The organism is Streptomyces sp. NPDC090083 (assembly GCF_044747445.1).
Classification (GTDB): domain Bacteria; phylum Actinomycetota; class Actinomycetes; order Streptomycetales; family Streptomycetaceae; genus Streptomyces.
Genome location: NZ_JBIVED010000001.1, coordinates 1064853 through 1084083, shown reverse-complemented (window position 1 = coordinate 1084083; position 19231 = coordinate 1064853). Strand labels below are relative to the sequence as shown.

16 protein-coding genes are annotated in these 19231 nt (G+C 72.7%); 11 read left to right on the top strand and 5 right to left on the bottom strand.

Features of this window, described 5'->3' with window-relative positions; translation table 11 throughout:
- Positions 1 to 57 precede the first annotated feature (57 nt).
- From ACIPTO_RS04545 to msrB, 3 genes are all read left to right on the top strand, one after another.
- Positions 58 to 531 (top strand): indole-3-glycerol phosphate synthase, encoded by a 474-nt coding sequence (locus tag ACIPTO_RS04545; protein ID WP_366312302.1) that lies wholly within the window; start codon positions 58 to 60, stop codon positions 529 to 531.
- A 154-nt stretch (positions 532 to 685) separates the two neighbouring features.
- On the top strand, positions 686 to 2077 hold the full coding sequence (gene murC, locus ACIPTO_RS04540) for a UDP-N-acetylmuramate--L-alanine ligase (protein WP_401189417.1): 1392 nt from the start codon (positions 686 to 688) through the stop codon (positions 2075 to 2077).
- A 13-nt stretch (positions 2078 to 2090) separates the two neighbouring features.
- Entirely contained in the window at positions 2091 to 2498 is a 408-nt protein-coding gene (msrB, locus tag ACIPTO_RS04535; RefSeq protein WP_366312298.1) for a peptide-methionine (R)-S-oxide reductase MsrB, read from the top strand.
- Positions 2499 to 2624: 126 nt separating this feature from the next.
- On the opposite strand, the gene ACIPTO_RS04530 is transcribed toward msrB, so the two are convergent.
- Together ACIPTO_RS04530 and ACIPTO_RS04525 are read right to left on the bottom strand one after the other, a co-directional pair.
- A complete protein-coding gene (locus ACIPTO_RS04530) occupies positions 2625 to 3374 on the bottom strand; it encodes an SDR family oxidoreductase (protein WP_401189416.1) in 750 nt (249 codons plus the stop codon).
- A 198-nt stretch (positions 3375 to 3572) separates the two neighbouring features.
- Positions 3573 to 4478 carry an AraC family transcriptional regulator N-terminal domain-containing protein gene (locus tag ACIPTO_RS04525; RefSeq protein ID WP_401189414.1) on the bottom strand — a complete coding sequence of 302 codons (906 nt, stop codon included), beginning with the start codon at positions 4476 to 4478 and terminating at the stop codon, positions 3573 to 3575.
- A gap of 151 nt (positions 4479 to 4629) precedes the next feature.
- On the opposite strand from ACIPTO_RS04525, the gene ACIPTO_RS04520 reads away from it, so the two are divergent.
- On the top strand, positions 4630 to 4947 hold the full coding sequence (locus ACIPTO_RS04520) for an antibiotic biosynthesis monooxygenase (protein WP_366312292.1): 318 nt from the start codon (positions 4630 to 4632) through the stop codon (positions 4945 to 4947).
- A 135-nt stretch (positions 4948 to 5082) separates the two neighbouring features.
- Positions 5083 to 6036, top strand: coding sequence for an alpha/beta hydrolase (locus ACIPTO_RS04515; RefSeq protein WP_401189413.1), 954 nt, complete (start codon positions 5083 to 5085; stop codon positions 6034 to 6036).
- A gap of 96 nt (positions 6037 to 6132) precedes the next feature.
- Here ACIPTO_RS04515 and ACIPTO_RS04510 read toward each other — a convergent pair whose 3' ends face one another.
- Positions 6133 to 6555: a VOC family protein gene (locus ACIPTO_RS04510; protein WP_366312288.1), complete on the bottom strand. Its 423-nt coding sequence runs from the start codon at positions 6553 to 6555 to the stop codon at positions 6133 to 6135.
- 122 nt (positions 6556 to 6677) lie between these two features.
- Between ACIPTO_RS04510 and ACIPTO_RS04505 the strand changes: the two genes are divergently transcribed.
- Positions 6678 to 7679 carry a helix-turn-helix transcriptional regulator gene (locus ACIPTO_RS04505; RefSeq protein WP_401189411.1) on the top strand — a complete coding sequence of 334 codons (1002 nt, stop codon included), beginning with the start codon at positions 6678 to 6680 and terminating at the stop codon, positions 7677 to 7679.
- Positions 7680 to 7779: 100 nt separating this feature from the next.
- Here the strand turns inward: ACIPTO_RS04505 and ACIPTO_RS04500 are convergent, their stop codons facing one another.
- A complete protein-coding gene (locus ACIPTO_RS04500) occupies positions 7780 to 8808 on the bottom strand; it encodes a thaumatin family protein (protein WP_401189410.1) in 1029 nt (342 codons plus the stop codon).
- Between the two features lie 179 nt (positions 8809 to 8987).
- Here ACIPTO_RS04500 and ACIPTO_RS04495 point away from each other — a divergent pair, with 179 nt between their 5' ends.
- Positions 8988 to 10898: a sigma-70 family RNA polymerase sigma factor gene (locus ACIPTO_RS04495; protein ID WP_401189408.1), complete on the top strand. Its 1911-nt coding sequence runs from the start codon at positions 8988 to 8990 to the stop codon at positions 10896 to 10898.
- A 375-nt stretch (positions 10899 to 11273) separates the two neighbouring features.
- On the top strand, positions 11274 to 12536 hold the full coding sequence (locus tag ACIPTO_RS04490) for an alpha/beta hydrolase-fold protein (protein ID WP_366312280.1): 1263 nt from the start codon (positions 11274 to 11276) through the stop codon (positions 12534 to 12536).
- 80 nt (positions 12537 to 12616) lie between these two features.
- Here the strand turns inward: ACIPTO_RS04490 and ACIPTO_RS04485 are convergent, their stop codons facing one another.
- Entirely contained in the window at positions 12617 to 15412 is a 2796-nt protein-coding gene (locus ACIPTO_RS04485; RefSeq protein ID WP_401189705.1) for a LuxR C-terminal-related transcriptional regulator, read from the bottom strand.
- Between the two features lie 271 nt (positions 15413 to 15683).
- Between ACIPTO_RS04485 and ACIPTO_RS04480 the strand changes: the two genes are divergently transcribed.
- The 3 genes from ACIPTO_RS04480 (at position 15684) to ACIPTO_RS04470 (ending at position 19228) form a co-directional block, all read left to right on the top strand.
- Positions 15684 to 16352, top strand: a complete 669-nt coding sequence (locus tag ACIPTO_RS04480) for a LuxR C-terminal-related transcriptional regulator (protein ID WP_401189406.1) — start codon at positions 15684 to 15686, stop codon at positions 16350 to 16352.
- 177 nt (positions 16353 to 16529) lie between these two features.
- The gene (locus ACIPTO_RS04475; RefSeq protein WP_366312275.1) at positions 16530 to 17213 is read left to right on the top strand and encodes a DUF4255 domain-containing protein; all 684 of its coding nucleotides are present in this window, start codon (positions 16530 to 16532) and stop codon (positions 17211 to 17213) included.
- A complete protein-coding gene (locus ACIPTO_RS04470) occupies positions 17210 to 19228 on the top strand; it encodes an ATP-binding protein (protein ID WP_401189405.1) in 2019 nt (672 codons plus the stop codon). Before ACIPTO_RS04475 ends, ACIPTO_RS04470 begins: the two co-directional genes overlap by 4 nt.
- Positions 19229 to 19231 lie beyond the last annotated feature (3 nt).

Below are 19231 nucleotides of genomic sequence, written 5' to 3'. Positions count from 1 at the left end.
TGGCAGGCCCACGGAGGAGAGAGGGCCCGAGGGCCCTCGAAGGAGAAAGGGCGCCTGGTGTTCACAAGCGTACTGATGATCGAGAAGGCCCTTACGTCCGCCGACGTGGAGTTCGTCACCACCTTGCACGGTGACGAGACCGTCTCCTTCCACGTATTGCTCCAGCCCCGCGGCGACCAGGCGGACCGCCTGCTGCGGGCCATCGACGACGTCGCCCTCGGCGAACTCGACGAGGCGGCGCACGAACGGGAGACCCCCGAGGGCAAGGACGCGGCGGCGCTCGGCGCACAGGCCCTCCAGGTGTCCCTGGACGCCCTGCGCGCCGCGGGCAGCGCGGCCGAGGGCCGGCTCATCGAGGACCACCCGCTGGACGCGCTGAAGACCCTCGTCGAGGAGACCGGCGCGGACGAGGTCATCGTGCTGACCGACCCGCACTACGTGGAGGAGTTCTTCCACCGGGACTGGGCGTCGCGCGCGCGTCACAAGGTCGGCGTACCGGTCCTGAAGCTGTTCTCGCACAGCAAGGAGTAGCGGGAACAGAGCGAGAAGCAGGGCGGGGAGCGGAGCGAGGCGCAGCGGCGGCGGGACGGCCGACGGCTGTCCGTGATTGTCGGTGGCACCGCATAGGCTTGCCGCTGAACGTCCGCCGTACCCGTACGGAACCAGCACGCACAGGGAGACACACATGGCACCCGGCCTTCCCACCGCCATGGACCGACCGCACTTCATCGGCATCGGCGGGGCCGGGATGTCGGGGATCGCCAAGATCCTCGCGCAGCGCGGGGCGAAGGTCGCCGGCAGCGACGCCAAGGACTCCGCGACCGCCGACGCCCTGCGCGCCCTGGGCGCCACGGTCCACATCGGACACGCGGCGGAGCACCTCGCCGACGACGCCACCTGCGTGGTCGTGTCGTCGGCGATCCGCGCGGACAACCCCGAGCTGGCCCGCGCGGCCGAGCTCGGCATCCCCGTCGTCCACCGCTCGGACGCCCTGGCCCGTCTGATGGACGGCCTGCGCCCGATCGCCGTGGCCGGCACGCACGGCAAGACCACCACGACCTCGATGCTCGCGGTGTCGCTCTCCGCCCTGGGCCTGGACCCCTCGTACGCGATCGGCGGCGACCTGGACGCCCCCGGGTCGAACGCGCTGCACGGCGACGGCGAGATCTTCGTCGCCGAGGCCGACGAATCGGACCGCAGCTTCCACAAGTACGCCCCCGAGGTCGCGATCGTCCTCAACGTGGAGCTCGACCACCACGCCAACTACGCGTCCATGGAAGAGATCTACGAGTCCTTCCAGACCTTCGCCGACCGGATCACCGAGGGCGGCACCCTGGTGATCTCGGCGGACCACGAGGGCGCCCGGGAGCTGACCCGGCGGGTCGCCTCGGACGCGCTGAGGACCGTGACGTACGGCGAGGCGGAGGACGCCGACGTCCGCATCCTGTCCGTCGTGGCACAGGGCCTGAAGAGCGAGGTGACCGTCCTCCTGGCCGGTGAGGAACTCACCTTCACCGTCTCGGTCCCCGGCCGGCACTACGCGAGCAACGCGGTCGCGGCCCTCGCCGCAGGCGTGGCGCTCGGTATCCCGGCGGCGGACCTGGCGCCCGCGCTGGCCGCGTACACCGGAGTCAAGCGACGCCTCCAGCTCAAGGGCGAGGCGGCCGGCGTCCAGGTGATCGACTCCTACGCCCACCACCCCACGGAGATGACGGCCGACCTGGAGGCGATGCGCGCGGCGGCGTCCACCTCGCGGCTGCTGGTCGTCTTCCAGCCCCACCTCTTCTCCCGCACCCAGGAGCTCGGCAAGGAGATGGGCCAGTCCCTCGCCCTCGCCGACGCCTCGCTGGTCCTGGACATCTACCCGGCCCGCGAGGACCCGATCCCCGGCGTCACCAGCGACCTGATCATCGAGGCCGCGCGCGCCGCGGGCGCCGACGTGACCCCGGTCCACGACAGGGCGGACGTGCCCGAGGCCGTCGCGGGAATGGCGAAGCCCGGTGATCTGGTTCTCACCATGGGAGCGGGCGATGTGACTGACCTCGGCCCGCGGATCCTGGACCGTCTCGCGAAGTAAGGGGCTGAGCTTCATGTCGTACGACGTCGAAAAGCCGGACGAGGAATGGCGTGCCGAGCTGAACCCGGCCGAGTACGCGGTGCTGCGACAGGCCGGCACGGAGCCGGCCTTCGTCGGTGAGTACACCGACACCAAGACCAAGGGCGTCTACGCCTGCCGCGCCTGTGGCGCCGAACTCTTCACCTCCACGGAGAAGTTCGAGTCCCACTGCGGCTGGCCGTCCTTCTACGACCCGAAGGACACCGACGCGGTCGAACTGATCCAGGACCGCTCGCACGGCATGGTCCGCACGGAGGTGCGGTGCGCCCGGTGCGGTTCGCACCTCGGGCACGTCTTCGAGGGCGAGGGCTATCCGACGCCCACGGACCAGCGGTACTGCATCAACAGCATCTCGCTGCGGCTGACACCCGACGAGAGCTGACCCGGGCACCTTGCCCACCGGGCAGGACGGCCCAGCGGCTTCGTCACAGGCCGGGAGCCGGCCTCGCGCACCTGCGCGGGGCCGGCTCCCGGCGTCGTGGCGGGGTTCCGTCCCCCGCCGGTCGGATCACTTCGCCTGCGCGAGCAGGACCGCGTCGGGACCTGCCGGGAAGCGCAGCTGGCCGGTCGTGTCGTGCGCGGCGCGCCACACGGTCTCGGCGACGTCGCTCTCCTCGGTGAACAGGTCCTGGTCCGTGAAGGAGTCCATGGGCCTCTTCGCCCAGGCCGCGTAGGGCGCCGGGACCAGCTCTTCCACCGGGGCGCCGTTGGTCGCGGAGGCGGCGAAGTTGGTCGTCAGACAGGCGCCCGGCTCGACGGTCTTCGCCTGCACGCCGAAGGGCGCGAGTTCGAGCGAGAGGGAGGCGGTGAACCCCTCGACGGCCATCTTGCTCGCCTTGTAGACGGCCGAGAGGGGCATGTGGCCCAGCACCACGCTGGAGGTCACGTTGATCACCACGCCGGAGCCCCGCTCACGGAACTGGGGCAGCACGGCCCGCGTCGTCGCCATCACCCCGAACGTGTTGGTCTCGAAGACCTCCCGCACCCGGTCCATCGAGGTGCCCTCGAACACGCCGATCGACGGGACGCCCGCGTTGTTGACCAGGACGTCGATGGGGCCCGCAGCCTCCAACGCGGCGGCGATGGTCCCGGGGTCGGTCACGTCCAGCGCGAGGACCCGCAGCCGGTCCGACTCGGGCAGGACGCCCGGGCGGGGCGTGCGCATCGTGGCGATGACGTGCCACCCCTGCGCGTGGAAGTGGAGGGCGGTCGCCCGGCCGTATCCGGATGAGGCGCCAGTGAGCAGGACTGTCTTCATGCTGAGATCCTCGCGAGGTCGTGGGAGCCGCATCGAGTAGGCATGTTCCTACTCGGCGGAAGAACTTCTGATCCCAGTACACGGCTCTCACCTGCGGATACGGTAGAGGCATCCTCTCCCGTACATGCACGATCCTCTACGGCGCCCTCATGTGCCTGCTCCGGTCCCGCTGCTCCCGGCCTGCTGCTCCGGTTCCGGTCAGGGCAGGACGCTCGCCGGGGTGAGCGCGATGTTCCGCAGACGGACCGCGTCCCGGCTCGGGGGCTCGCCGAACTGGCGGCGGTACTCGCGGCTGAACTGCGACGGGTTGTCGTAGCCGACGCGCTGCCCGACCCCCGTGACGTCCCCGGGGTGGGTGGCCAGCAGCAGCCGGGCCTCCTGGAGGCGGATCTGCTTCTGGAACTGGATCGGGCTCATCGCGGTCACCGCCTGGAAGTTGCGGTAGAACGCCGAGACGCTCATGCCGGACAGGCGGGCCACGTCCTCGACCCGGAACGGCTGCGCGTAGTGCTCGCGGATCCACCGCACGGCCCGGGAGACATGGCTGAGCCCGCTGTCGGCCAGACCGAGCTGCCGTACCGTCGCGCCCTGTTCGCCGGTGATCAGCCGCCACAGGATCTCGCGCTTGGCCAGCGGTGCCAGTACGGCCCGGTCGCGCGGTTCGTCGAGCAGGCGCAGCAGGCGGACCACCGCGTCGAGCAGGGCGGCCGGGGCGTCACTGACGGCGATCCCCGACGGCGTGGCTCCGCCGCCGCGGGGGAGGTCGCCGGAACCGGCCTGCAACAGGAGTTCGGCCACGGCGGACGGCTCCAGAGTGAGGCCGAAGCCGAGGGCCGGCCGGTCGGGGTCGGCCTGGGTGAACTGCCCGGTGACGGGCAGGTCGACGGAGGCGACCAGGTACTGCCCGGGGCCGTACTCGTAGACCCGCTCGCCCAGCGCGAGGCGTTTGGCGCCCTGGGCGATGACGGCGACCACCGTGCCGGACATGGAGGGCGCGGGCGGATCCGGCCGGTCGACCTTCGAGATCAGGACACCGTCGATGGCGGTGGTCCAGTCGGGCCGTGCGTGCCGGTCCAGCAGGGTTCGGAACTCATCCAGGGACATGCGTCCATTGCAGCACCTCGCTGCCACCCCGCTCCCGACATCGCGAGGATCGTGCAAGCACCCGCGAGCATCGATCTAACGTTTACGCAGGTCAGAAGCGTTGAATGGAATCAGTCCAGTCCACCGCTCCACCACCGCGAAGGAAGAATCCATGCGTGCCGACTACGGCTTCAACGCCACCCTGACCGCCAGGCCCGGGATGGGCACCCACCTGGTCGACCTGCTGTTGACCGGCCTGGACGAGGGCAGTCCCGGCGCGAGCGAACACTGCGTCGTCTACCTCGTCTCGCGTTCCGCGTCCGACCCCGACGTCGTCCACGTCACCGAGGGCTGGACCAGCGAGGAGGACCACCACCGGATCTTCGCCGGGGAGGCGGCCCAGGCCATCGTGGCGCGGATCGCCGGACTGCTGGCCAAGGAGTCCGAGTACACCGACTACGTCCCGGTCCTCGGCAGGGCGGCGTTCTGAACGTCCGGTCGATCGGCTCACCAGCTCACCGACTGACCGGTTGACCGGCCGGACGTCATCCGCCCGCCGCCCCCGTCCTCGTCGCCGCACTCGTCCTCCGTCCCACCCGGCACCACACCGCGAAAGGCCCACGCCATGACCCGTCCCGCTCTGGACCCCCAACTGCGCGAGCTGCTGGCCGACATGCCGCTCATGTCCCGGCTCACCCCGGAGATCCTCGCGCAGGTGCGACAACTCCCCACGGAGCCCGTCGACTTGCTCCTGGCCGGCCGGCGGATCGACAGGCGCGAGGTCACCGTGCGGGCCGAGGACGGTGCCCGGATCAAGCTGTCGGTCCTCAGCCCCGCGGACACCGGGCGCACGACGGCCGCCCCCTGCGTCTACTGGATCCACGGGGGCGGGATGGTCATGGGCGACCGCTTCTCACAGCTCGACATCCCGCTGGAGTGGCTCGACGGACTCGGCGCGGTCGTCGTCTCCGTCGAGTACCGGCTCGCACCGGAGGCCACCGGCACCACCCTCGTCGACGACTGCTACCAGGGCCTGCTCTGGACCGCCGAGCACGCCGAGGAACTCGGCATCGACCCCGCCCGGATCATCGTCGCGGGTGCCAGCGCCGGCGGCGGTCTCGCGGCGGGCGTCACGCTCCTGGCCCGCGACCTCGGCGCCCCGGCCGTCGCCGCGCAGGTGCTGATCTGCCCCATGCTCGACCACCGCAACACCACCACCTCCAGCCGCCAGTACTCCGGCGTGCCCGGCGTGTGGACCGGCGAGATGAACGAGTTCGGCTGGCGAGCCGTCCTCGGCGACCTCACCGACGACGAGGTGCCCGCGTACGTCTCGCCGTCCCGCGCCGAGAACCTCTCAGGCCTGCCGGCGACCTACATCGACACCGGTTCCGCCGAGGTCTTCCGCGACGAGGACACCGACTACGCCACCCGCATCTGGGCGGCCGGCGGTCAGGCCGAACTCCACGTCTGGGCAGGCGGGTTCCACGGCTTCGACGCCCTGTGTCCCCAGGCGGACATCTCGGCCACGGCCCGCCGGACCCGCACCGACTGGCTCACCCGGCTCCTGCGCGACAGCTGATCGCGGGACGGCGGCCGGGCGGCCGGTGGTGGGCGCCGTCGACGGGCCGGCCGCCGTCCTGGGGCCGGCCCGGAGCACCGTCGGCAGCCCGGCCGCTCAGCCGTTGTACGGAGCGGCGACGTCCAGCACCCAGGTGACCCCGAAGCGGTCGGTGAGCATGCCGTACAGCGGGGCCCACTGCGCGGGCGCCAGCGGGCTCACGATCGTCGAGCCCTCGGCGAGCCTGTCCCACAGGGCGCTGATCTCCTCGGTCCCGTCGCCGCGCACGGAGACGAAGAAGGCGTTCTCGCCCTGGTTCCACGGCAGTTGGGACGGCACGTCGTAGGCCATGACGTGGAAGCCGTTGTCTCCGGCCACCTCGCCCCACATCACCCAGTCCGCCTCGCTCTCGTCGCGTACGGCGCCCGCGTCCTTGTAGGTGACCGTGACCGTGCGTCCGCCGAAGACGGACTGGTAGAAGTCCAGCGCCGCGCGTGCGGTGCCCCGGAAGTTCAGGTGGGTGGTGGTCGTGACGGACATGACCTGCTCCTTGCCTCTGTGCCTCTGTGACACATGTGTGTCGACGCGTGTGCGTGACGTGGGACCACACTGGCAGCGGTAGAGGACAGGGTGTGTCCGCTACTTCCGGGAGGATGGGTGGCATGCAGAAGACGTCCGCCCGGTTGCTCGCGCTGCTCTCGCTCCTCCAGACGCCCCGGGACTGGTCCGGGGACGATCTCGCCGAGCGTCTCGGGATCACCTCGCGCACGGTCCGCCGGGACATCGACCGCCTGCGCGAACTCGACTACCCGATCAGGTCCGTCAAGGGACCCGCCGGCGGCTACCGCCTGGAAGCCGGTACCCGTCTGCCGCCGCTGCTCTTCGACGACGCGCAGGCCGTCGCCCTCGCCGTGGCGCTGCGGACCGGGGCCGCCGGTACCACCGTCGCCGAGGACGCCTCCCGCGCGCTGGCCACCCTCCGCCAGGTCATGCCGCCCCGGCTGCGCCACCGCATCGACCTGGTGCGGGTCACCGCGGTCCGCCCGCCGGCGGAGGCGGACGGCACCCCTCAGGCCGACGCCCAGGTCCTGATGGAGCTGAGCCGTGCCGTGCGCGCCCACGAGGAGCTCCGCTTCGCCTACGTCCCGGGGCCGGGCACCACGGGCGACGGCGTCCGCCGCGTGGAGCCCCATCACCTGGTCACCTGGCGTCACCGCTGGTACCTGGTGGCCTGGGACCTCCACCGCGAGGACTGGCGCACGTTCCGCGTCGACCGTATCCGGCCCCGCACTCCCACCGGTCCCCGCTTCGCCCCGCGCGACCTGCCCGGCGGCACCGTCTCCACCTTCGTCACCGGCCGGTTCCGGGGCAACGACGGCACCACCACCGACTGGCCGTGCCAAGGCGAGGTGATCCTCCACCTCCCCGCCACCGAGGTCGCGCCCCACGCCGGGGACGGGATCGTCGAGGAACTCGGGCCCCGCCGCTGCCGGTTGACCCTCGGCTCCTGGTCATGGAACGGACTCGCCGCCGCCCTCGGCCGCTTCGACACCGACATCGAGGTCGTCGGCCCGCCCCAACTGGCCACCGCCTTCGGGGATCTCGCCGCCCGCTACGCCCGCGCGGCCCGCCCCACGGAACCGGAGACCACCCCGGAGCGGTGACGGCGACGGGGCCGGCCTGAAGACACTGCTCGCCCAACCGAGCGCATCCGTAGGCCAGTTACTCGGACCCGCAGCGCGTGCTACGACACCGCACCGCGCGCTACGACCCCGTCGTCCCGAAGGTCACCCGGTAGTAGCAGGCCCCCTTGCACGGCATCGTCGCCCCGTCGTCGAAGGCGTACGAGTAGGCGTAGGGCGCCGCCCGCTTGAAGACCTGGGTGTAGTCGACCGGCCACTTCGCGGGGACGCAGTGGTCGCGGCCCGCCCAGGCGCCGCGACAGCAGTACGTGTCGCCGCCGAACGCCGCGCAGGGCGGCTCGCAGCCGACGACCTGCCCGCCCGAGGTCGCCCGCATCGCGGCCGGGCAGTCGACGTCCGAGGTGCAGACGCCCTTGTAGCAGCCCGAGGAGCTGACCGGGTCGACGGTCGTGGTGTGCGAGATGTTGATGTACATCGGCAGGTTCGAACCGTCGACCATGCTCACGTCGTAGAAGTCCATCCCGGCATACGCGTCGAACGTGAACTCCCCCAGTGTGGTGGGCGGGTTGGCGCCCTCGCACACGCTGGTGCAGTCGCCGGTCGCGCAGTGGCCGGCGGCTGTCGAGGTGCATCCCGTACGGCCCCAGATCCGGCCGCCCCAGTGGTCGGCCACGGTCACCGACACGCTCTGGCCCGGCGCGAGCCGGCGGCCCGCCGGGTAGAGGGCGGTGTCGGTGACGATCGCCCAGACCGTCTGCGGGGTGCGGTTGACGACCGTGATCAGGCGCTTGCCCGCGGGCGCGGTGCCGGGTTGCGGCGCGGGTGCGGCGGATGTCGTGGTCGGCTTGCGGGTGCTCCGCTGCGACGCCTCGGGGGTGGGGGAGGCGGTGGCACTGTGGCCCGACGAGGGCGACGGCGAGGGAGAGAGGGAGGGCGAGGGCGACGTGGTGCGCGAAGCCGACGGACGTGCGGCCGTGTCCGCGTCCTGGTGGGCCGTGGCGCGGCTGCCGGCCGTCCCCGACGGGGTCCACGCGCCGTAGGCGATCAGTACGGTCGCCGTCGTCGCGAGGGCGGCGAGCCCGGCGAACCACCACCGGCGGCGGCGCGGTGGTCGGGGTCCCGCGCCGAGTCTTCTGCGTCCTCGTGCCATCGTTCTCGTGCCTTCCTGATGCTCTCCGGATGTGTGCTCGCGTATCGGTGACCTTCTCGGCGGCGGCTCGACAACATAAATTCCGAGCCGACCGGCCGATTTCTGTAGTCCTCGCGCGCGTCGGCGGTCTCCGAATCAGGGACACAGCACGGCCCGACCACACGCGGAGGAACGACCAGATGCCCAAGAAGCCCAGAAGCGGACCCGATTCGGGCGTGGTGACGGCCGCGTGCGCGGGTGACCGGCAGGCCCTGGACCACCTGGTGACGCAGTGCCTGCCGCTGGTCTACAACATCGTCGGCCGGGCCCTGAACGGTCACGCCGACGTCGATGACGTCGTACAGGAGACGCTGTTGCGCATGGTGCGGGGACTGCCGAAGCTGCGGGATCCGGCCGCGTTCCGGTCGTGGCTGGTGGCCATCACCATCCGGCAGGTACGGGACCGCGAGCAGATACGGGCCGCCGACCGCGACCGCAGGGCGCACCTGGAGGACGCCGAGGCGATCACCGATCCCGCGCTCGACTTCGCCGGACTGACCATCCTGCGGCTGGGGTTGACCGAGCAGCGCCGCGAGGTCGCCGAGGCCACGCGCTGGCTCGACCCCGACGACCGGGAACTGCTGTCCCTGTGGTGGCTGGAGGAGACCGGCGAACTCGAACGCGCCGAGCTGGCCGGTGCGTTGGGGCTCTCGGACCGGCACGCCTCGGTCCGTGTGCAGCGGATGAAGAAGCAGATGGAGGTCTCGCGGGTCGTGGTGCGGGCGCTGGTCGCCGTCCCGCGCTGCGCGGAGCTGGACGAGACGGCCGCCGCCTGGGACGGAACCCCGAGTGCCCTGTGGCGCAAGCGGTTCGCCCGTCACATCCGCGGCTGCGCGGTGTGCGAGGGGATGGACGAGGGCCTGCTCCCGATGGACCGGCTGCTGAGCGGGCTCCCGCTGGTGGCGCTGCCCGGCGGGCTCGATCCGGCCCGGGTGCTCGACTTCGTGACGGGACACGGGGGTTCGGCCGCGCCCGCCGAGCACACAGCGGCGCCCGCACGGTCCGCGCGTCGCCGGCACGGCCGCCGCTCCGGCCAGGTCGGAAAGCAGGTCGTCGGCGGTTCGGCCGCGGTCGCCGTCGCCGTGGTGGCGGCGCTGGTCGCCCCGCGGCTGACCGGCGGTTCCTCCTCCACGGCGGCTGTCGCCTCCCCCTCCGTGTCGTCCTCCGCCGCCGCGTCGCACGCGCCGGTGGCGAGCGCCGCCCCGAGTCCCACTCCCAGCCCTTCGGTCCCGCCGAGCGCGTCCCCGACCCCGAAGGCCAAGCCGAGCCCCTCTCCGTCCCAGCACACCGCCGCGGCCCCCGCGCACATCGCCACGGGTGCCAAGAAGGGCGTCGGGGTGTGGTCGTTCGGCGGGGTCAGCCAGGCGCTGGCCGCGAGCGGGGCGAGCTGGTACTACACGTGGTCCACGCAGCACTCCGGCGTCACCACACCGTCGTCGGGGTCGTTCGTGCCGATGATCTGGGGTGCGTCGTCCGTCACCGACGCCTCGCTCGCGCAGGCGCGGTCGTACGGGCCGTATCTGCTGGGGTTCAACGAGCCGGACATGGCGCAGCAGTCCAACATGACCGTCGAGCAGGCGCTCGGGCTGTGGCCCCGGCTCATGGCGGCGGGCAAGGTCCTCGGCAGCCCGGCGGTCGCCTACGGCGGGGACACGGCGGGCGGCTGGCTGGACCGGTTCATGTCCGGGGCGCAGGCCAAGGGGTACCGGGTCGACTTCGTCACGCTGCACTGGTACGGCGGCGACTTCCGCACCCCGCAGGCCGTCGAGCAGCTGAAGTCGTACCTGGCCGCCGTCCACGACCGCTATCACAAGCCGATCTGGCTCACCGAGTACGCGCTGATCGACTTCTCCCAGGGGACCCGCTTCCCGTCCGCGCAACAGCAGGCCGACTTCGTCACCGCGTCCACCAAGGCGCTCGACGGGCTGCCGTACGTGCAGCGCTACGCGTGGTTCGGGCTGGGCGCCGACCCGGCCAAGCCGAGCAGCGGCCTGTTCACGGACGGTACGACGACGACGCCGGCCGGCCGGGCGTTCCAGTCGGCGGGCTGATCCACACCCCGCGGGGAACACCCCGGGGAACACCCGGGGGAGGCGGCCGTTTCCGGCCGATCTGCCGTGCCCGTCGGCCGAGTTGGCGCCCCTCCCCGGGCCGGACCGCGGGGCGGGGTCCGGCCGCCGCGAAACCTGCCGGGCAGGGTGGGGCCGGGCCCGGCGACGAGGCGTGGGGCGATCTCACGCGTGCGGGACGGACGCCCCGGCCGACAGCCGACGGGCGGTCGTAAACCTCGTATGAGCCCGTCCGTGGAAACCCGCACGGACCCGCTTCTTTGTCCTATTCGTGCTCGTTGAGGAACGCAGAAGGGTCCGTAGCCCTCCTTCTGTGTGAAGGAAACAGCACAGGCAAGAAACCGGGGACTGAGTGGCATGGGTTTGACCAGCGAGACTACCGTTTATGTGGTGGCGGCCGTGGCTGCCGTCTGCGTGGCGCTGCTGGTCTGGGTGTGGCCGCGGCTCGCCAGTCCGGGCGTGCGGCATGTGCTCGGGCGGCTCGCGGCCATTGGAGTGACGCAGGTCACCATCATCGCGGCCTTCGCGTGCTGGCTGAACTCCTCGTACCAGTTCTTCGGATCGTGGGGCGAGCTGTTCGGCAACGTCGACACAGCCCCGGTGGGCGTGACCCAGGCCGCCGACCACAACGGCGCGGGCACCGCGGCCGTCGCCGTGAAGGGCGCCCTGGTGCAGCCCGCGGGCGACGAGCAGCTGAGCCGGGTCAGCGGACTGCCCAGCGGCAACCCCGCGGTGAACGGCAAGGTGGAGTCCGTCAAGGTCATAGGGCGCCGCACGGGCGTGGTCGACCCGGCGTTCGTCTACCTCCCGCCGCAGTACTTCCAGAAGGCCTACGCCCGCCAGCGCTTCCCCGTCGTCGTCGCGCTCAGCGGCTACCCGGGCAGCATCTTCAACCTCGCGCAGTACCTGCGGGTGTCGCAGACCGCCGGGCAGCTGCAGAAGAGCGGACAGATGCAGCCGACCATCATGGTGATGATCCGGCCGACGATCGCCCCGCCGCGCGACACCGAGTGCGTGAACGTCCCGGGCGGCCCGCAGACCGAGACCTTCCTCGCCAAGGACCTCCCGCAGGCCCTCAAGTCCGTCTACCGCGTGGGCCACGACGCCAGTGCCTGGGGCGTCATGGGGTACTCCTCCGGCGGCACCTGCGCCCTCCAGCTCACGATGCGCAACCCGCACGTGTACACGACGGCCGGGGCGCTCTCGCCCGACTACAAGATCAAGGACGACCCCACCACCGGCAACCTCTTCGGCAGCGGACTCGGCCGTGTGAACCGGGTCAACGGGCATGACCTGATGTGGCGGCTGAAGCACCTGCCCGCGCCCCAGGTCTCCGTCCTGGTCGCCGACAGCAAGCACGGCGAGCGCGGCTACCCGCAGACCGTCGCCTTCATCAAGGCCGTCAAGGCCCCGATGCGCGTCGCGTCGATCCTGCCCGAGTCCGGCAGCCACAACTTCCCCACCTGGGTACGGGAGATGCCCGCGACCCTGAAGTGGATGAACCAGCAACTCACCTTCCCCCAGGACGTCGTGCCGCGCCACGTGCCCAAGAAGGGCCACAGCACGGTCCGCGCGGAGGGCACCGAGCCCAAGCCGACGGCCAGTACGCGGAAGAAGTAGCCGACGGCCGCCGCCACGCACAGGACGTGGCGGCGGCCGTCGTCGCGTGGCGGACGGGGTCAATGCCCGCCACGCGAAGGTCACTTCCCGCCCGTACGCCCCAGCACCCCGGACAGCTCGCCCCGCCGCTGGATGCCCAACTTCCGGTAGGAACTGGTGAGATGGGTCTCCACCGTGCGCCGCGCCAGGTGCAGCAGATCCGCTATCTCGGTGTTCGTCCGCCCCTCGGCGGCCAGCTCCGCGATCCGCCGCTCACTGCTCGTCAGCGACCGCGACCCGGTGCGCGCCGATGCCGTCCGCCGGGCACCGCTCTCGCCCAACGCCTCCTCCGCCAGGGCCCATTGGCGCGCCGCCCCCAGCCGCTCGGCCCGCTCGGCCGCCTCCCGCAGACAGGTCCTGGCCCGCCCCCGGTCCCCGACCGCGGTCAGCCCCCGCCCCTGCGCGATCAACGCCGACACCAACTCGGCCTCCGTCCCCGCCGCCCCGCCCCGCAGCAGCCGTACGGCCTCCTCCGCCAGCTCCAGGCCGCGCCTGCCGCCGGTCGCCTCGGCCAGCACGCGCAGCGAACGGCCCACCGTGCGGGGCGTGTTCCACACCCGGGCCAGCCGCAGCTCCTCCTCCGCCAGGGCGATGGCCTCCTGGGGGCGGCCCAGGGCCAGACGGCACTCGGCGGCGGCCGTCCGCCACGGGGTGACGATCGGACTGACCACCTCACGGGCCGACTGGCGGCGCCCGCACTCCAGGAAGTCGTGCAGCGCGCCCGCCGTGTCGCCGGTCGCGGCACGCGCCACCCCCCGCGCGTGGAGAAAACGGTTCAACTCCCAGGACTCGGGCGCCGACCGCAGATCGAGACCGTCCGCGAACCGCACGGCGCGCGCCTCCTCGCCGGTCGCCACGAGCGAAAGCACCATGTGGGCCTGCCGGTTGGAGGGCACGGAGCGCTCCGGGTCCCGCCCCCACGGCTCCGCCAGCAGCCGCGCGTGCTCGCCCCGGGCGGCCAGGATGTCGGCCCGTACGTTGGCCAGCGCCTCGTGCATCGGATGCAGCAGGTCCGGCCGCTGACCGACCAGGCCGGACTCCACCAGCCGCTCCGCTTCGGGGAGTTCGTCGGCCCACTGGGCGACCGCGGCGGCCGTACCGAGCAGGAACGGCTCGCTCTGCGGGTCGGCGGGCTGGGCCAGCAGCGCCCGCAGCCGTCCCATCGCCTCCGCGGCCGAGATCAGCCCGGCCGTCGCCTCGTGCCGTACGACCAGCGCGTGACCGGCCGTACCGACCAGCTCCGGCGCGTGCTCGGCGGCGTCGCACAGCCACCGGTACACCTCCTTGCGGACCGACGGGTCCTGCTCGGACAGCAGCACCGACGCGGTCTGGAGCGTACGGATCAGCTGCGGACGGTCCGTCAACTCGTCCTCCACCGTGCGCAGTACGTCCACGGCGGCCAGGGTCCTGCCCCGGCCGGCCAGTGCCGTACCGAGCGCGACGGCCGCGCGCACCGTGTCCTGCGGCGCGCCCGGCAGCCGTAACGCCTCGCTCAGGCGGGGGATTCCGGCCGAGGTCGCGTGCGCCTTGTACTCCAGGGAGCCCAGTTCGGTCAGCAGGCGCTGCCTGTGGGCGTCCGTCAGCGGCTCCCGCAGGGCGCGCCGCAGGAAGACGGCCGCGTCGTCCGTACGGCCGTCGCGCAGCGCGAGCGAGGCGGCCTCCTGGAGCGCGCTCGACGTCCAGGCCGCGCCCACGGGGTCGGACAGCAGCAACTGCCGGGCGACCGTGTCGGGTGAGGCGCCGTGCCGGTGCATCGTCTCGGCCGCCGCCGTGTGCGTGGCCCGCCGCCTGGCCGCGGGTACGCCGGTGAGGAACGCGTCGCGCAGGAGGGGGTGTGCGTAGCGCGGGCGTCCGTCGAGGTCGGGGCGCAGTACCCCGAGTCCGGTCATCGCGGTGAGCCAGCCGGTCACCCGCGCCGGGTCGGCGCCCGCCAACTCTGCCAGCAGGGAGGCCAGTTCATCGGAGGGTCGGGTCACGTCGGGGGCGGCGGCGCCGGTCGGCAGCTCTCTCGGGGCGTCCCCGTCCCAGCCCTCGTCCAGCGTGGCCAGCGCCCGCGCGACCTCACCCGTGCCGGGGCCCGCGCTGTCCAGCCACCAGGACACGGCGGCCGGATACGCGCCCGGGTACAGCGCGGCCGACGTCGTCGGTACGGTCGGATGCCGGCCGGCGCCGAGGTCGTCGAGCAGGGCCCGGAGAAGCGACGGATTGCCCGCGCCCGCCCGTACGCAGTCGTCGACCCAGGACGCGGAGGCGTCGGCGTGCGCCGAACGCACCAGCTCGGCGGCGGAGTTCGCGGTCAGCGGGGCCAGGGTGAGGGTGCGGACGAGGGCGGGGGACAGGGTGTGGGTCAGGCCCGGGGCCGGGGGATCGACGTCGTACTGGCTGCGCTCCGTGGCGACCAGCAGGATCCGTAATCGGTCGACGTGCCGGGCGGACTCGACCAGCCAGCGGTGCGAGGCCGGGTCCGCGAGATGGACGTCGTCCACCGCAATCAGCAGCGGCGCCCGGTCGGCGTACGCGTGCAGCACCCGCCGGAACAGCGCGGCACCCGCCCGGTCGTCCCCCGCGAACGACTCCTCCGTGAACTCCGGTAACGGCGCCATCAGTTGCAGCACGGTCGCGTACGGCGCCCCCCGGTCCCGCGGCGAACAGCGCGCCCGCAGCACCCGCATGCCGTGCGCCCGGGCATCCGCGACGGCCGCCTCCAGCACCGTGGTACGACCCGTCCCGGTGGCCCCGCGCAGCAGCACGAGCCGCCCGGCACCGGCCCTGGCCCACGCCGCCTCCACCGCCAACACCCGTGCCGCGTCGCGGTGTTCTGGCGGCAGCGCGGACATGGCGGCGTCCGACCTCGTCCCCGTCATCGTGGTCCCCTCGTCTGCGTCGTACCCGTCGTGCCCGTCGTGCCGATCGCTTCCGTCGTGCCGATCGCTTCCGCCGTTCCCACCGCTCACTCCGCGTGGTCCGCCGTACGTCCGATCTCGTGGTGCTGCTCGTGGTGCTCCACGATTGCGCGCACCCCGTCCGCCCCGTGAGGGTGAGGAGTACACGGCCGCCACCAGCGCGGCCGGGGCGGCATGTAGTTGGATGTGGATTCGAGGGAGAACGTTGCTCAGCTCATCGCGGCCCGCACACCCAGGTACGGGGGACCCCGCCGACCGGATACCCGTGGCGGTGCACGCCCCGGACCCGATCTCCCGCGAGGGAGCCCTCAGCCAGCTGCGCAGATACCCGGAGATCGACCTTCGCGAGGAGAGCGACACCGGCCCCGGCAGAGTCGCCCTGTTCATCGCCGACACCCTCGACGAGACCGCGCTCACCCGGCTGCGCCGCCTGGTGCGCAGCGAGGGCGGGCGGGCCGTGCTCGTCGTCGGGGCGCTGCGCGAGGCCGAGTTGCTCGATGTGATCGAGTGCGGGGTCAGCGCCATCGTGTGGCGCGGGGAGGCGACCGCACCGCGGCTGGTGCAGGCCGTGGTCGCCGCCGCGCGTGGTGACGGCGACCTTCCCGCCGACCTCATCGGACGGCTCGTCGAACAGGTCGGGACACTGCATCGCAGCGCGGCGGGCCGGTCCGGAATCCACCCCTCGGGGCTCGCGCCGCGCGAGGTGGACGTCCTGCGGCTGGTCGCCGAGGGGCTGGACACCGGAGAGATAGCCAGCAAGCTCTCGTATTCCGAACGCACCGTCAAAAACGTCATGCACGGACTGACCACACGCCTTCACCTGCGCAACCGGGCGCATGCCGTGGCGCATGCCCTTCGGGAAGGCTACATCTGACCGAACGGGCACTCGAAGGAGGACGCGCGGGCAGCATGTCGTGCCCCGCGTCCGTCCCCAAAACGCTTGCGGAGAACGGCGGTTCGGACGGGACGATCGGGGGACGGCCCACAGGGGCGTACCGGGCCCCGACGCGTACCGCGGGGCACGACAGCACGGCAGGGCGGGAGTTCGGCGGTGATCCACGAGGTGGACGAGGTCCTCAAGGACCTGATCGGCGGTGGCGCACTGACCGGTTCGGGCATCGAGGTCTCCTTCGACGCCCCGACCCGCGACTGGGCCGCCCGCCGCAACACCCCCACGATCAACACCTACTTGTACGACATCCGGGAGGACGTGGCCCGGCGCCAGCGCGGTCATCTCGCCGTACGCGACGAGCGGGACGTGATCGTCAAGCGCCGCCAGCCGCCGCGCTGGTTCCGGCTGTCGTACCTGGTGACGGCATGGACGAAACGGCCGCAGGACGAACACCGGCTGCTGTCCGCCGTGTTGGCCACCCTCATCCCGCGCGAACTGCTCGCCCCCGCCGAACTCCCCGGCTCACTCGGTGAGCTGGGCCTGACGGTGCCGATCTCGGTGGCCGGCATCCAGACCGAGTCACGCTCCCTCGCGGAGATCTGGTCCGCCCTCGGCGGCGAACTCAAGCCGTCCCTCGACCTCGTGGTCACCGCCCCCTTCCCGGCCTACCCCGAATACGACGCAGGCCCGCCCGTCACCGAGGGCGCCGCCGTCCGGCTCGGCGGCTTCGACGGCACCGAACCGGCACCGGAGGAGCGCACCCACCGCCCCCGGCAGGTCGCGGCGGTACGGCGGTCGCGCGAGGCCGCCCGGCGCAAGAGGACTCCGGGGACGCCGACATGACCGTCACGGACGAGGCGAGGAACACCGTGGGCCTCGCCGTGGAGCCGGAGACCGACGCCCTCCTCGCCCGCCTGGGCCGCCTCCGCGAGCGCGTCGCCCTGCTCGTCGACGGGCGGTCGGCCACCGACCCCACGGCCGGCGACCCGATGCGCGGCCTCTACCTCCCGGAAGAGGCGGTACGGCACCTGCTCCTGCGCACGACCGAACTCCCCGTGCCCGCACCGGAGTCGGGGCACGGCCCGGCCGACCGGCTCGCCGCCCTCCGGCTGACCGACCTCGACACCGCCCTTCTCCTCGTCGCCCTCGCCCCCGACCTGGACCGCACCTTCGAGCCCCTCTACGGCTACCTCAACGACGACGTCAGCCGCCGCCGCGCCACCGTAGGACTCGCCCTGGACCTGTGCGGCGTACCGGCCCACCGGGCCGACGGCCGGGCCAGGTTCCTCCCGGCGGCCCCGCTGTCCGCCCTCGGACTGCTCACCGTCGAGGAACCCGAACGCCCCTTCCTCAGCCGCTCGTTGCGCGTGCCCGACCGGGTCGTGGCCCACCTCCTCGGCGACGACGCCCCGGACACGGCCCTCACCGGGCACCTCCACCCGCTGCCCGCGCCCGGCGAGCCGTACGACGGACAAGAGACGCCCGGCGACCCGGAGTTCGCCGGATTCGTGGACCGGCTCGGCGCGCTGCTCGGCGAAGGCGCCACCCGCACCGTCTACCTGAGGGAACGTCACGAGGGCGACGGGCTCGTGTGCGTGGCCGCCGCGCTGCACGCGGCGGGGGTGGCCGCCGTCCGCTACTCCGGGCCCGTGGAGCGGGTGCCGGAGCTGCTGCGCGAGGCCCGGCTCACCGGCCGCGCCGTCGTCGTGAGCGGTCTGGCCGACCAACCGGGCCCGCTGGTGGCGGCGTTGACCGATGCCGCGGACGTCACCGTGCTGATCACCGGTGCACGACCGTACGACCCGCAGTGGTGCGAGAGCGATCCGCTGATCCTGGAGGCGCCCCGGCAGCGGGCCGCGGCGGTGCGGGCCTGGACGGACGCCGTCGGCGAGCAGAGCGGCTTCGACGTCCAGGCCACCGTCGCGCCCTACCACCTCGGCGCCGACCGGATCGCCCGCGCCGCCCGTGCGGCCAGGGGGCTCGCCCAGTTCGACGGGACCCCGCTGACCGCCGCCCATCTGCGGCTCGCCGCACGGCAGCAGTCGGCGTCGGGGCTCGAACAGCACGCCCGGCGGATCCGGCCCGCCGTCGACTGGCGCGACCTCGTCCTGCCCGACCGCTCCCTCGCCCAGCTGCACGAACTCGCCCTGCGCGCCCGGCACCGCGACCGGGTCCTCGGCGACTGGCGGCTCAGCGCGGGCGGCGGCCGGGGGCGTGGCGTGCTCGGTCTGTTCGCGGGGGAGTCCGGCACCGGCAAGACGCTGTCGGCGGAGGTCGTCGCGGCCGAACTCGGCCTGGATCTCTACGTGGTCCAGCTGTCGTCGATCGTCGACAAGTACGTCGGCGAGACCGAGAAGAACCTCGAACGGATCTTCACGGAGGCCGACCGCACCGACGCCGTGCTCCTCTTCGACGAGGCCGACGCCGTCTTCGGCAAACGGTCCGAGGTCAAGGACGCGCACGACCGGTACGCCAACATGGAGAGTGCCTATCTGCTCCAACGGCTGGAGTCCTTCGACGGGATCGCGCTGCTCACCACCAACCTGCGCGCCAACATCGACGAGGCGTTCACCCGCCGCCTCGACCTCGTCGTCGACTTCCCGTTCCCCGACCCGGTCCAGCGGCTCGCCCTGTGGCGGCACGGTCTGACCCATGTGCCGAGCGCATCGGACCTCGAACTGGCGCCGCTGGCCGACCAGTTCGAGCTGGCCGGAGGGTCCATCCGCAGCGCCGTGGTCACCGCCGCCTACCTCGCCGCCGGGCGCGGGGACACGGTCGGCGCGGCGGACCTCCTCGAAGGGGCCCGCCGCGAATACCGCAAGGCGGGGCGGCTGGTGCCGGGCGAGGGCACCTGGTAGCCG

What these genes read in the sequence shown, in the direction of transcription:
- ACIPTO_RS04520 (WP_366312292.1), top strand. Translation starts at nt 4,630, where the DNA reads ATGCGTGCCGACTACGGCTTCAACGCCACCCTGACCGCCAGGCCCGGG.
- ACIPTO_RS04530 (WP_401189416.1), bottom strand. Translation starts at nt 3,374, where the DNA reads ATGAAGACAGTCCTGCTCACTGGCGCCTCATCCGGATACGGCCGGGCG.
- ACIPTO_RS04525 (WP_401189414.1), bottom strand. Translation starts at nt 4,478, where the DNA reads ATGTCCCTGGATGAGTTCCGAACCCTGCTGGACCGGCACGCACGGCCC.
- ACIPTO_RS04500 (WP_401189410.1), bottom strand. Translation starts at nt 8,808, where the DNA reads ATGGCACGAGGACGCAGAAGACTCGGCGCGGGACCCCGACCACCGCGC.
- ACIPTO_RS04510 (WP_366312288.1), bottom strand. Translation starts at nt 6,555, where the DNA reads ATGTCCGTCACGACCACCACCCACCTGAACTTCCGGGGCACCGCACGC.
- ACIPTO_RS04485 (WP_401189705.1), bottom strand. Translation starts at nt 15,412, where the DNA reads ATGTCCGCGCTGCCGCCAGAACACCGCGACGCGGCACGGGTGTTGGCG.
- msrB (WP_366312298.1), top strand. Translation starts at nt 2,091, where the DNA reads ATGTCGTACGACGTCGAAAAGCCGGACGAGGAATGGCGTGCCGAGCTG.
- ACIPTO_RS04470 (WP_401189405.1), top strand. Translation starts at nt 17,210, where the DNA reads ATGACCGTCACGGACGAGGCGAGGAACACCGTGGGCCTCGCCGTGGAG.
- murC (WP_401189417.1), top strand. Translation starts at nt 686, where the DNA reads ATGGCACCCGGCCTTCCCACCGCCATGGACCGACCGCACTTCATCGGC.
- ACIPTO_RS04490 (WP_366312280.1), top strand. Translation starts at nt 11,274, where the DNA reads ATGGGTTTGACCAGCGAGACTACCGTTTATGTGGTGGCGGCCGTGGCT.
- ACIPTO_RS04505 (WP_401189411.1), top strand. Translation starts at nt 6,678, where the DNA reads ATGCAGAAGACGTCCGCCCGGTTGCTCGCGCTGCTCTCGCTCCTCCAG.
- ACIPTO_RS04495 (WP_401189408.1), top strand. Translation starts at nt 8,988, where the DNA reads ATGCCCAAGAAGCCCAGAAGCGGACCCGATTCGGGCGTGGTGACGGCC.
- ACIPTO_RS04515 (WP_401189413.1), top strand. Translation starts at nt 5,083, where the DNA reads ATGACCCGTCCCGCTCTGGACCCCCAACTGCGCGAGCTGCTGGCCGAC.